This window comes from Pseudonocardia endophytica (genome assembly GCF_004339565.1).
GTDB classification, from domain to species: domain Bacteria; phylum Actinomycetota; class Actinomycetes; order Mycobacteriales; family Pseudonocardiaceae; genus Pseudonocardia; species Pseudonocardia endophytica.
This window is the reverse complement of record NZ_SMFZ01000001.1, coordinates 1,519,746-1,532,536: the sequence shown is the minus strand read 5'-3', so window position 1 is coordinate 1,532,536 and position 12,791 is coordinate 1,519,746. Positions and strand designations below refer to the sequence as shown.

Sequence of the window (12,791 nt, the reverse complement as noted above, 5' to 3'; positions counted from 1 at the left end):
CCATAGTGCGGGCATGTCGGACGAGGTCCTCGTCGAGCGCCGCGGCGCCGTCCAGGTGATCACCATCAACCGCCCCGCGGCGAAGAACGCGCTCGACGAGGCCACGGCCCGCGGGATCGCGCACGCCGTCGACGAGCTGGAGTCCGACGGCGATCTGCGCGCCGGCGTGCTGACCGGCGCGGGCGGCACGTTCTCCGCCGGGATGGACCTGAAGGCGTTCCTGCGCGGCGAGCGGCCGGCGATCGAGGGCCGCGGCCTCTGCGGGATCACGGAGACGCCGCCGGTCAAGCCGCTGATCGCGGCCGTCGAGGGCTGGGCGCTGGCGGGTGGCTTCGAGCTCGTGCTGGCCTGTGACCTCGTCGTCGCCGGTCACGGCGCCCGGTTCGGCGTGCCCGAGGTGAAGCGCGCGCTCGTCGCCGCTGCGGGTGGGGCGCTGATGCTGTCGCAGCGCGTGCCGCGTGCCGTCGCTCTCGAGATGCTGCTGACCGGCGAGCCGATCGACGCCGCGACGGCGCACGCGCACGGTCTGGTCAACCGCCTCGTCGACGACGGCGGCGCGGCCGACGCGGCCATCGCACTCGCCGCGACGATCGCCGCCAACGGGCCGCTGGCCGTCGCCGCGACGAAGCGGATCGCCACGTCGGCCGACGACTGGTCGCACGAGGAGCGCTGGGCGAAGCAGAACGAGATCAACGCCGTCGTGTTCGCCTCCCAGGACGCCCGGGAGGGCGCGACCGCGTTCGCCGAGAAGCGCGCCCCGGTCTGGACCGGCACCTGACCCGCGCCCACCCACCGCACCCCACCGCGCCCGGCCCCACCGCGCCCGGCCCCACCGCGCCCGGCCCCACCGGACCCCGCCCTACCGGACCCCGCCCCACCGCGCCCGGCCCCGCCGCGCCTCGCCCCGTCCACCGCACCCCGTCCCGCCCACCCCCGTCCCGAACGAACGGCACCTTCGAGCAATGCCACTGCTCGAAGGTGCCGTTCGTTCGGAGGGGCGGGTGTCCGTCGAGCATGACGCGCCGACCCGCGGGACGCCGCGGATGGCGGCGGGTCGACGCCATCGAACGCGCTGTGATCCGCGGGACGCGCTGTGATCCGGTCAACGCATGCAGCCGGATGCGCACGTTCTCCCGGTCCGCGTGCGTTCGCCCGAGTCACGGCTCCCGGTGGAGGTGCGGTTCGGGAGACGCGCCTCGTGCGCGGGTGGGCCGCAGGGCCGTCGAACGCGCGGTGATCCGGCAGACGCGCGCCTCCCTGGGGAACGCGCGCGCCCGGACGTGTGCGTTCTCCGGATTGCCGTGCGTTCCCTGGATCACCGCGCGTTCTCCGGATCGGCGTGCGTTCCCTCGGGTTGGCGTGCGTTCCCTCGGGTTGGCGTGCGTTCCCTCGGGTTGGCGTGCGTTCCCCGGATCGGCGTGCGTTCCCCGGATCGGCGTGCGTTCCCCGGATCGGCGTGCGTTCCCCGGATCGGCGTGCGTCTCCCGGACCGTCGTGCGGATCGCGGGGCGACTGCCGCGGGTTCGACGGCGTGTGGTCAGCCCGCCAGGTGCCCCCAGCGGGCGGACAGTTCCCGCCACGGACCCTGGTCGGCGACGCGCCCGTCCTCCAGCACGACGACGCGGTCCGCGCGGTCCAGCGCGGCCCGCTTCGAGCTGGCACCGACGACCGTCGTGCCGCGTTCCCGCAGCGCCGACCACAGCTCGATCTCGGTGCGCACGTCCAGGGCGGACGACACGTCGTCGGCGACGATCAGCTCCGCCCCGGTGGCGAGCGCACGGGCCATGGCCAGGCGTTGCACCTGCCCGCCGGACAGCCGGATCCCCCGGTGCCCGACGACGGCGCCGGTCCCGCCCGCGGCGTCCACGTCCGGTCCCAGCCGCGCGTCGGCGACGGCGTCACCGACCGCCCTCCGGTGCCCGAGCGTGATGTTGTCCGCGAACGAGCCGGACAGCACCCGCGGCAGCTGCGCGACGTAGGCGACCTGACCGGGCCGCAGGAACGACTCCGGGTCGTCCACGGCGCGGCCGTTCCACCGCACCGTGCCCTCGTGCCCGACGAGCCCGGCCAGGCCCGCGAGCAGGCTCGACTTCCCGGACCCGACCTGGCCGGTCAGCAGGACGAGCGCGCCCGCGTCGACGTCCAGGTCGACGGCCTCGACGCCGACCGTGCCGTCGTCATGCACCGCCGTCACCTTCTCCAGCGAGAGCCGTCGCAACGGCTCGCGCGGCGGGACGTCCGGCTCCGGCGCGGCGCCCGTCACCAGGTCCACACCGGACGGCAGCGCCGCCAGCCGGGACGTGCCGGCCAGCGCGGAGACCGTGGTCAGCCACCGGCGCGCGATCGGCGCCTCGGTGACCGCCGAGCCGAACACCTGGCCCAGGAACACCGATCCGGACAGCGCCGTCGTGACCAGCAGCGCCGTCGGCAGGTCCCACGTCCCGTTCAGGTGCAGCGACCACGACAGCACCACCGCCGACTGCACGACGATGCCGGGCACGCCGTCGAGCACGGCCCGCACCGACTGCTCGCGGATCGCCGCGCGGACCCGGTGCCGGTCGACGTCGGCCAGGTGTGCGCGCACCGGTCCGACGGCCGCGGCCAGCTTCACCGTCCGCACCGCCTCCAGGGCCGAGCCGAGCGCCGTCCCGAACCGGGCGCGCGCGTCGGCAGCGGCCCGGCCGGCACGGCCGGCGAACGGCGCACCGATCGCCGACGTCACCGCGCACAGCACGAGCGCCACGCCGATCACGGCCGCGGCCCGCACGTCCCCCGACACCAGCCAGGTCACGCCGACCACGATCACGCCGTTGGCGACGTCGACCCAGCGGTCCGCGTAGAGCACGAGCCGGTCCGAGTCCAGCGCGCGGGCGACCACCTCGCCGGGCGGCGTCCTGACCAGCCGGTGCTGCATCGTCTGTCCTCGCAGGACGGACAGCCGCATCCGCAGCGCGAGCGCCGACCACCACAGCGGGTACGTCCGGAACGCGAACGCGATCCACACCGGGAACAGCAGCAGCACTCCGGTGAGCAGCAGTGCGGCGTTCCACGGCTGGGCCCCTGCTTCCAGCGCCCCGACGACCCGACCCCACAGCCAGCCGGTCACCGCGCCCGTCGCACCACCGACCGTCGCGAGCGTGAACATGAACCCGCCGAACAGACCCCAGTTCGGGTGCGCGGCGAGCAGCCGCACGACCGCCCGCCACAGCGGAGGCGACGGCGCGGCGACCGGCGGCACGACCGGGCGCCGTGCGGCCCGGCGCAGCGGGGCGGGCGCGGTCTCCGTGTCGGGGCTCTCGCCCGCCGCGGCCAGCAGGTCGGCGAACCGGCCCGGCCGCGCCGCCAGGGACGCGCGGGGTCCCTCCTGCACGACCCGGCCGCCGTCGAGCACGGCGACCGTGTCCGCCCGGCGCACGGTCGAGAGCCGGTGCGCGACGAGGATGCCGGTCCGGCCCGCGAGCAGCGCCGACGCGGCGCGCGTCACCCGCTCCTCGGTCTGTGGGTCCATCCGCGCGGTCGCCTCGTCCAGCACCACGACGGCGACGTCGCGGACCAGCAGACGCGCGAACGCGACGAGCTGCTCCTCGCCCGCGGACAGCGTCAGACCGCCCACGCCGAGCCGGGTGTCCAGGCCGTCCGGCAGCCCGTCGACCCACTCGTCGAGCCCGAGCGCCCGCACCGCTGTCTCCACATCGGACCGCCGGACGTCGGCGAACAGCGTGATGTTCTCGGCCAGCGTCGCGGACAGGATCTCGGTCCGCTGGGTGACGACGCCGACCGCGCGTCGCAGATCGTCGATCGCGACGGTCGTGACGTCCCGGCCGCCGACGAACACCTGTCCCGCAGGGGGTTCGACGGCGCGGGAGAGCACCCGCACGACGGTCGACTTGCCCGACCCGGTGCGCCCGACGAGCGCGCACGTCGTCCCGGCCTCGACGGTCAGGTCGATCCCGGCCAGGTGGAAGCCGCCGGGGTAGCCTGCCGTCAGCCCGTCGAAGCGCACGGACGCCGGTCCCTGCGGAACGGAACCGCCGCCGGACGGCTCCCGCTCCGCGGACAGCAGCGAACCGACCCGGGCCAGCGCGCCGAGCCCGGCCTGGATCTCCGGCATGCGGTCGACGATCTGGTCCACCTGCCCGACGAACGCCGTCACGAGCAGCCACAGCGTGACGAGCTGCGCGACCCCGGCTCCGCCACCGGACACCGCCGCGACGCCGGCCAGCGCGACCCCGGCGAGCAGCGCGTGCACGAGGAATCCGGTGCGCAGACCGACCTTCGTCGACGCGCGGCACGTGCGGCGGACCCGCTCGAGCACGGCGTGCGCACGCTCCGCGTAGGCGCGCACGACGTGCGCCTGGCCGAGCGCCGTGCGGACGTCGTCCTGCCCGGCGATCGCCTCCTCCAGCTGCGCCGAGTGGTCCGACCAGGCAGCCTCCTCCTCGGTCTTGCACCGCGCGATCCGTGCGGTCAGCGGCTTCGCGACCAGCACGACGAGCGCCGCCACCACCGGGAACGCGACCCACGCCGGCCACCACACGAACCCGGCGACGAGCCAGCCGAGCACCGAGCGCAGCACCGCCCGCCCGGTCTCCCAGCCGGCGCGGCGGAACAGGTGGGCCAGCTGGCGGGTGTCGTCGTCGACGCGGTCGATCAGCTCGCCGACGGCCTGGTCCTCCAGCACGGTGATCGGCTGCGCCGTCGCGGAGGTGAGCAGGTCGGCGCGCAGCCGCCCCTCGGCCCGCCCGACGACGCCGGAGAACAGCACGCGCCCGCCCATGTCGAGCCCCGCTGACCCGACCAGCAGCACGGCGAGCGCGGCCACCAGCGCGACGGTCGGCCCGGCCGCGACCTGCCCGGCGACGGTCGCCGCCGCGGTCTCGGCCGCAGCCGCGACCGACGCGAGCAGGACGGCGACGGTGACGGGTACGCCGGCCAGCCGCCGCCAGGTCAGCGCCTGCCCACGCACGTCGCACCTCCGGTCTCGCGCACACGTCGCCGGACGGGTTTCCGGCGGGGGATGAGCCGTCGACGCTAACCGGGCGAACCGGTCCGGCGCGCCCGGTTTTCGGACCTCGCTACCCTCCGGAACCGTGGTCGAGCGCCTTCCCGAGCCCCGGACGTTGCTGACCGGGATGGTCATGGTCGAGTCACCCCGCTGGCACGACGGCAGGTTGTGGTTCGCGCACTGGGGCGCCGGTGAGGTCGTCGCCGTCGACATGGACGGCCGGGCCGAGGTGATGGCGCCGGGACCGCAGCAGATGGGATGGGCGATCGACTGGCTGCCCGACGGGCGGCTGCTCACGACCGGCCCGCAGACCACCCGCCATGAGCCCGACGGCACGCTGGTGCGGCACTGCGAGCGCGGCGGCAACGAGATCGTCGTCGACGCGGCCGGGCACGTCTACGTCGACGGCGCCGACTTCGACTTCGCGGGCGGCGGGGCTCCGGAACCCGGCTGGATCGAGCTCGTCGCCGACGACGGCAGCCACCGGCGGGTGGCGGGCGACATCGACTTCCCGAACGGGATGGTCGTGACGCCGGACGGCTCCACGCTCGTGATCGCGGAGTCCTTCGCCGGGAGACTCAGCGCGTTCGACGTCGCGGACGACGGATCGCTCTCCGGCCGCCGCGTGTGGGCAGAGGGTCTCGGCCCGGACGGGATCTGCGTGGACTCCGAGTCCGCGATCTGGTCGCAGGCCGCGGACGTCGCCGCGCACTCCGGGAACCCGTCCGACCCGGCCGGTGCGTGCGTGCGCGTGCTCGACGGCGGCGAGATCACCCATCGCGTCGAGACCGATCTTCCGTGTTTCGCCTGCGTGCTCGGCGGGCCGGAGGGCAGACACCTGTTCCTGCTGTGCAACGAGTTCGAGGGCGTCGACCGGCTGCACGAGGTCCAGGCGCGCCGCTCGGCGCGGATACTGGTGACCGAGGTGCCGACACCCCGCTGATCTCCCCGTCGGAGATTGTCGGTGTCCGCCGTTAGGGTGCCGTTTCGTGACGCACGACAGCGACCCGGGGACCCGCTCGCGACTGATCCCCATGCGCCCGCGCGACCCGCACGAGCCGGGACGCACGGCGAGCACGTTGGAGCTGTTCTTCGACCTCGTGTTCGTCGTGGCGGTGAGCATCTCGGCCGTCGAGCTGCACCACGCGCTGACCGAGAACCATGTCGTCGACGGGCTGCTGTCCTACGCGCTGGTGTTCTTCGGCATCTGGTGGGCGTGGATGAACTTCACCTGGTTCGCCACGTCCTTCGACTGCGACGACTGGCTCTACCGTCTGCTGACGATCGTGCAGATGGCGGGCGTGCTGGTGCTGGCCGCCGGCGTCGGACCGGCGTTCGAGGAGCACAGCTACACGGTGCTCGTGCTGGCCTACGTGGTGATGCGCGTGGCGATGATCGCGCAGTGGCTGCGGGCGTCCCGCGGGGCCGGGGCGATCCGGCGGGCGACGAACATCTACGCCGGCGGCATCGCGGGCGTCCAGGTGCTGTGGCTGCTGGTCCTGTTGCTGTCCGGCCCCGTGCAGGGCGTCGCGATCGTCGTGCTGATCCTGGCCGAGATCTCGGTCCCGGTGCTGGCCGAGCGGACCGGGACGACGCCCTGGCACCCGCACCACATCACCGAGCGGTACGGGCTGTTCACGCTGATCCTGCTCGGCGAGAGCCTGCTCGCCTCGGCGAACGCGGTCATCGAGTCGCTGCACGACGCCGAGGCGCTGGCCCCGCTGATCTCGATCTCGGTGCTCGCGCTGGTGGTCACCGCGGCACTGTGGTGGATCTACTTCTGGCCCCCGCACCACGAGGCGATCACGTCGCTCGGCCGGTCGCTGCGCTACGGCTACGCGCACTACTTCATCTTCGCCGCGGCCGGTGCGTTCTCGGCCGGCATCGAGGTCGAGATCGACGTGCTGACCGGGCAGAGCAAGCTCTCCGATGTCGCGGCGTCGTTCACCGTGACCGTCCCGATCGCGATGTTCGTGCTCGGGATCTGGTGGATCGCGATCCGCGACAACGCCGACCGGGTGGTCAACGTCGTGGTCCCGGTCGGCGCGCTGCTCGTCCTGCTGGACCCGGTGATCCCGATCCCGTTCACGATCACCGCGGTGATCATGGCGCTGGTCGTGGCCGTGCTGGTGGTGCGGCCGCCCGTCACGCCTGCCCGGTGAGCAGGGCGATCAGGCTGTCCGGGGCGTTCGCGCCGAAGCAGAGGTCGAAATCGCGGACGGCTTCGGCGGCCTCGTCGGCGCTGCGCGGGAACAGCGCGCCCTCGTAGGCCCTCAGCGCGGCCTCGACGTCCCCGGGGTGCGCCGCGATCGCGACGGCGAGCTCGGCCCCGTCGAACATCGCGAGGTTGGCGCCCTCGCCGTTCGGCACCGACAGATGTGCGGCGTCGCCGAGCAGCGTCACGCCCGGCACCCGGTCCCACCGGTGCCCGACGGGCAGCGCGTTGAGCGGGCGCAGCACCGGATCGGTGTCGCCCTCGGTGATCAGCGCGGTGAGCTCCGGCGCCCAGCCCTCGAACTCCTGCGCGATCCGCTCGGCCGCGCCTGCCGGATCGGTGAAGTCGACGGCCGCGAACCAGTCCTGCGGGCGCGAGAGCGCGACGTAGGTGTGCAGACGCCCGTCGCTCTCGCGGTGGGCCTGGATGCCCTTGCCCGGCGTGTTCGCGAGCATCGCGCCGGCCCCGACGGCCTCTGCGGTCCGCGGGTGCCGGGTGTCGCCGTCGAACAGGTAGGTCTCGACGAACGAGGTGCCGGTGTACTCCGGCGTCGCGTCGGAGAGCAGTGGGCGGATCCGCGACCACGCGCCGTCCGCGCCGACCAGCAGCTCGGTCGTCTCCGTCGTTCCGTCGGCGAACGTCAGCTCGTGGCGGCCCTCGCCGAGCGCGCGGACGCCGGTGACCCTGTGTCCCCAGTGGACGGTGCCGTCCGGGAGCGCGTCGAGCAGCATCCGCCGCAGCTCGCCGCGCTGCACCTCGGGACGGCCGCCGGTGCCGTCGTCGGGCTCGTCGAGGAGGACGGTCCCGTCCGGCGCGAGGACCCGCGACGCCTCGTGGCCCTCGAGCACGAGGGCGCGGAACTCGTCGAACAGGCCGGCGGCGCGCAGCGCGACCTGGCCGTTGTGCTCGTGGATGTCGAGCATCCCGCCCTGGGTGCGGGCCGACGGCGAGGCCTCCGCCTCGTGGACCGTGACCGGCACCCCGTGGACGTGCAGGACGCGGGCGAGGACGAGACCGCCGAGCCCGGCGCCGACGATCGTGACGTGCATGGCGCGCTCCTTGTCTGGAATGTTGTTCCAACGAGAGCTTGGAACGGCGTTCCAGAGCTGTCAAGATGGTGTCGTGGCAACCACACGGGCGAGTCGCTCGCGGCGCACGGACTCGCTGACCCGCGAGCGGATCATCGCGGCCGCCGTCGAGCTTCTCGACGCGCAGGGGGAGAGCGGCCTGACGTTCCGGGTGCTGACGCAGCGGCTCGCGACGGGTGCGGGGGCGATCTACTGGCACGTGGCGAACAAGGAGGAGCTGCTCACTGCTGCGACCGAGTCCGTCCTCGTGGCCGCACTGGCGCGTGAGGTCGGCGGCTCACCGGAGGAGGAGATCCGCGCCGTCGCGCTCGGGCTGTTCGAGGCGATCGACGACCATCCCTGGCTCGCCACGCAGCTCTCGACCGAGCTCGCCCGCAACCCGCGTGGGACGGTCGCACCGCGGATCTTCGACGCCGTCGGCCGCCGGGTTCGTGCGCTCGGAGTCCCGGAGCGTGGTTGGTTCACGGCGTCGTCGGCGCTGGTGCACTACGTCCTCGGCGCCGCGGGCCAGAACGTCGCGAACGCGGGTGCCGCGGACCCGGGCATCGACCGGTCCGCGTTCCTGGACTCGGTCTCGGCGGAGTGGGAGGCGCTCGACGCCGACGACTTCCCGTTCGCCAGTGCCGTGGCCGGCCAGATGCGCGACCACGACGACCGCGAGCAGTTCCTCGCCGGCGTCGACCTGGTGCTGGCCGGCATCACGACCGTGCACCTGTCCGGCGAATAGCACGATCCGGACGAGGAGGTCGCCGCCGTCACATGAGGTGACCCATTGATAAAGGCAGCCTAACTTTCTACTTTGGTCCGGATGGCCGCAGGGCGGGGCGGCCTCGGGAGCAGAGGAGCCAGGGAGATGACTGTCGGGGGGAGGCGGATGCGGTGGACGGCGGCCGTGTTCGCGATGGTGACCGTGCTGGTCGCGGGATGCGGCGGCCAGGCGTCGGGCCCGGGCGCGCAGGACCAGGGCACGCGCACGGTGCAGACCGAGCGTGGACCGGTGGAGGTCCCGTCGGACCCGCAGCGGGTCGTCGTGCTGTCCGGGGGTCTGGCCGGGTACTTCTACACGCTCGACGTCCCGGTGGTCGCGTCCGACACCCGGGTACTCGGAGTCACCAACTTCGACGGCGGCTTCCCGCCCTCCTGGGCGGACGCGGCCCGTGAGGTGGGCACTACGCCGCTCCCGTCCGGTGAGCAGCTGAGCGTCGAGGCGGTCGCCGCCGCCAGGCCGGACCTCATCGTCGGCGGCGGGCAGGGCATCACCGCGGTCCAGGCGTCCGAGTCCTACGACAAGCTCGCCGCGATCGCCCCGACGGTGCTGGTCCCACGCACCGTCATCGCCTGGCAGGACCAGCTCGCGGCCGTCGCGGACGCGGTGAACCGCAGCGACCGGGTCGCGGAGCTGCAGCAGCGCTACCAGGACCGGGTCACCGAGGTGCAGGGCGCGATCACCCCGCCGCAGGGCGAGGTCGTCTACATCGCCTCGCTGCCCGGCGACCGGGTCTACCTGGTCCCGGCGAAGGCGGCGCTGCCCGCGCTCGGCCGCGGCGTCGGGCTGCAGCCCTCCGACGTGGTCGCCAAGGCGCCCGGAGCCCGCCTGGCCAGCACCGGCGACTCGTTGCAGATCAGCCCGGAGCTGCTCGGGCGGACCGCCGACTCGCCGAACGCGATCGTGGTCGACCTCGGCGGCCCGCCGCTCGCCGACCTGGCGAAGAACCCGATCTACGCCGCCCTGCCCTCGTTCCGCGCGAACCGGGTGTGGGAGCTGCCGGCCACCAGCTACCGACCCGACTACGACGGCGCGCTGGACACCCTCGACCGCCTGCAGACGACGTTCCGGAAGGCCGGATGAGCCGGGCCGGCGCGACGGGCGACCCCGCCGCCGCCCTTCTCGGCGACGGGCACGCTCACGGGGCGGCGGACGGATCGTGACGGCTCCCGGTGACGGGTCGGCCGCGGCTCCACCGGAACGGATCGACGGCCCGCTGATCCGAGCCGCGTTCGTGCTCGTCATGGGCACGTTCATGGCCACACTGGACGCGACGATCGTCGCCGTCGGGATCAGCACGCTGGCCGTCGAGTTCGACGCGACCCCGGTCGAGGTGCAGTGGGTCGGCACCGCCTACCTGCTGGCGGTGGTCGCGGCCGTCCCGGCGTCCGGCTGGCTGGTGGACCGCTTCGGCGGGCGTCGGACCTGGGTCGGTGCGGTGCTGTGCTTCGTGGCCGCGTCGGCGCTGTGCGGGCTGGCGTGGTCGCTGCCGTCGCTGGTCGCGTTCCGGGTGCTGCAGGGACTGGCCGGGGGCCTGCTCCCGCCGACCGGGCAGGCGGTGCTGGCCCGGCTGGCCGGCCCGAAGCGGATCGGACGGGTGATCAGCATCGTGGGCATGGTGCCGCTGCTCTCCCCGGTGCTCGGTCCGCTCGTCGGCGGCGCGATCCTCGGGGTGGCGGACTGGCCGTGGCTGTTCTACGTGAACCTGCCGATCGGGCTGGCCGCGGCCGTGCTGGCGTGGTGGGTGGTCCCGCGCGGCGAGGCGGTGGGCGCAGGTACGCCGTTCGACGTCCGCGGTGCGCTGCTGCTCCCACCCGGTCTGGCGGTGCTCGTGCTCGGCCTGACCGAGATCTCGCGGACCGGCGGGGTGCTGCCCGGAGCGCCGATCATGGTGGCGGGCGCGGTGATGCTGGTGCTGTTCGTCGCGCACGGGCTGCGGATGCGGGGGACACCGCTGATCGACCCACGGCTGTTCACCACGACGCCGTTCGGCCCGGCCGCGCTGGCACTGGTGATCCTCGGGCTGTCGTTGTTCGGGGCGACGTTCCTGCTCCCGCTCTACCTGCAGACCGGACGTGGCCTGACCGCGTGGGAGACCGGCCTCCTCCTGGCCCCGCAGGGCGTCGGCGCGGCGCTCGCCTCGGTGCTGGTCAGCCGCCTGGTGGACCGCGTCGCACCGCGCACGCTGGTGCTGTCCGGGATCGGCCTGGTGGCCGCCGGCACGGTGGTGTTCACCCAGCTCGCGCTCGACCCGCCGGACGGGACGGTGGCGGCGTCGCTCCTGGTGCGCGGTGCGGGCGGCGCGCTGATCGGGGCACCCGTGATGGCCCTGGTCTACCGGACCATGGCCCGGGAGACGATCCCGCGCGCCGCGAGCGCGCTGAACCTGCTCAGCACGCTCGGTGGCTCGGTGGGCACGGCGCTGGTGGCGGTGATCCTGCAGTCCCGTCTGACCGACCTCGGTCCCGGGGGAACCGCGCTCGCGTTCGGCCAGACGTTCTGGTGGGTGCTCGGGTTCTGCCTGATCGCGCTCGTCGGGGCGACACGACTCCCCGGCGTGCGCCGCGACGACTGAGTCGCTCGACCGTCGCTGCACACGGCTGGCGTCCGGGCCGCCGGCGCCGCGCCGTGGTCGATCGGGGTGCGCCGCCCATCCTGTGCTGACCCAGCCGAGATCGGACACCTACAGGAGGAGATCCTGTCCGCGCGCGGTGGTGAGATGCAGGACGGCGCGTCCGGTCCGTTCGCTGGCGACGAGTCCGTTCTCCCGCAAGACGCGCAGATGTTGAGAGACAGCGCTCGCCGAGACACCGAAGGCCGCAGCGAGATCTGCGGTTGTCGCCGGCGTCTGCAGCGCCTCGAGCAGCTCGGCCCGGGGCCGCCCGAGCAGCCGGACGACGCGGCCCGGTGCTGGCCGGGTCCCGGCGGTCCAGAGTGCTCCGACGCCGCGAGCGGGGTAGCGAACGGTCGTGCGGGTCGTGCTGTTCCCCTTGATCAGGACGTGCTGGGAGCCGAGAACGACCGGCATCAGAACCAGGCCGCCCGGGACGCGGTTCACCTCGCGGTCACGGCTGGCCGTCCTGAGTACGAGGCGGCCGTCAGCGAACCCCAGCTCGGGATGGAGATCCGCGAGCAACCGTTCCAGTCCGCCGCTGGCCAACTGCCTGGCCCGGTAGGCGACGTCGGCGTCGAGAACAGCCCGGATCCGAGACCAGTGCGGAGCGACGAGCCGGTCGTGTGCCCTCCGTAGCTCCGCTGCGATCGCGTGCAGACCCTCGGCCGGACGCGCGGCAAGCTGCGCGGCACTGTCGGGGAGGTCGTCGCCGAACACCCGGCACAGGCTGGCGCGAACCTGATCGGCCGTGGTCCGCCGAACCGTGGCGAGGTCCTCATCGAGTGTGGTCGCCGCGTCGTGTGGTGCAGGAACGAGGAACTGGGGCCAGCTCGACCGGTCATTCACGATCAGCGGCCACGTGCGGTGGAGATCGAGTGGCTGGCGGGCGAGTTCGTCGACGGCCCAACGAACCCAGCGCAGACTGGCCTCCGGCCGTGCCCGTCCGCCGAGCAGCTGGAGCGCGGCCACCGTCTCCGACAGCGGCGACACCCCGAACCTGGTCCTCGCCAGCTCCGTCACGTCCAGGTCGAGCTCGGTTGCCACTACCCGAGTATGTAGCGCACAGCTACATGGTGTTCGGACGGACGCCGGGTCTCCGATGG

Annotated in this window: 9 protein-coding genes; 6 read left to right on the top strand and 3 right to left on the bottom strand. The window is 73.8% G+C overall.

All coding sequences use genetic code 11. The annotated features are described in order from the left end of the window. The first annotated feature begins 13 nt into the window (after positions 1-13). Positions 14-778, top strand: coding sequence for a crotonase/enoyl-CoA hydratase family protein (locus EV378_RS06810; RefSeq protein ID WP_132421871.1), 765 nt, complete (start codon positions 14-16; stop codon positions 776-778). Between the two features lie 759 nt (positions 779-1,537). Here EV378_RS06810 and EV378_RS06800 read toward each other — a convergent pair. Then, complete coding sequence (locus EV378_RS06800; protein WP_207908587.1) at positions 1,538-4,966, bottom strand: ATP-binding cassette domain-containing protein; 3,429 nt, start codon at positions 4,964-4,966, stop codon at positions 1,538-1,540. Positions 4,967-5,090: 124 nt separating this feature from the next. On the opposite strand from EV378_RS06800, the gene EV378_RS06795 reads away from it, so the two are divergent. Continuing rightward, complete coding sequence (locus tag EV378_RS06795) at positions 5,091-5,948, top strand: SMP-30/gluconolactonase/LRE family protein (RefSeq protein WP_132421865.1); 858 nt, start codon at positions 5,091-5,093, stop codon at positions 5,946-5,948. Between the two features lie 46 nt (positions 5,949-5,994). Further along, positions 5,995-7,167, top strand: coding sequence for a low temperature requirement protein A (locus tag EV378_RS06790; protein WP_243653322.1), 1,173 nt, complete (start codon positions 5,995-5,997; stop codon positions 7,165-7,167). On the opposite strand, the gene EV378_RS06785 is transcribed toward EV378_RS06790, so the two are convergent. Next, positions 7,151-8,269: an FAD-dependent oxidoreductase gene (locus EV378_RS06785; protein WP_132421863.1), complete on the bottom strand. Its 1,119-nt coding sequence runs from the start codon at positions 8,267-8,269 to the stop codon at positions 7,151-7,153. The genes EV378_RS06790 and EV378_RS06785 overlap by 17 nt on opposite strands. A gap of 73 nt (positions 8,270-8,342) precedes the next feature. Between EV378_RS06785 and EV378_RS06780 the strand changes: the two genes are divergently transcribed. The 3 genes from EV378_RS06780 (at position 8,343) to EV378_RS06770 (ending at position 11,649) form a co-directional block, all read left to right on the top strand. After that, positions 8,343-9,035 carry a TetR/AcrR family transcriptional regulator gene (locus EV378_RS06780; RefSeq protein WP_243653321.1) on the top strand — a complete coding sequence of 231 codons (693 nt, stop codon included), beginning with the start codon at positions 8,343-8,345 and terminating at the stop codon, positions 9,033-9,035. 126 nt (positions 9,036-9,161) lie between these two features. Continuing rightward, entirely contained in the window at positions 9,162-10,157 is a 996-nt protein-coding gene (locus tag EV378_RS06775; RefSeq protein WP_132421861.1) for an ABC transporter substrate-binding protein, read from the top strand. A gap of 160 nt (positions 10,158-10,317) precedes the next feature. Next, on the top strand, positions 10,318-11,649 hold the full coding sequence (locus tag EV378_RS06770) for a DHA2 family efflux MFS transporter permease subunit (RefSeq protein WP_207908734.1): 1,332 nt from the start codon (positions 10,318-10,320) through the stop codon (positions 11,647-11,649). Between the two features lie 108 nt (positions 11,650-11,757). Here the strand turns inward: EV378_RS06770 and EV378_RS06765 are convergent, their stop codons facing one another. Beyond that, a complete protein-coding gene (locus EV378_RS06765; RefSeq protein WP_132421859.1) occupies positions 11,758-12,732 on the bottom strand; it encodes an ArsR/SmtB family transcription factor in 975 nt (324 codons plus the stop codon). Positions 12,733-12,791: the final 59 nt, after the last annotated feature.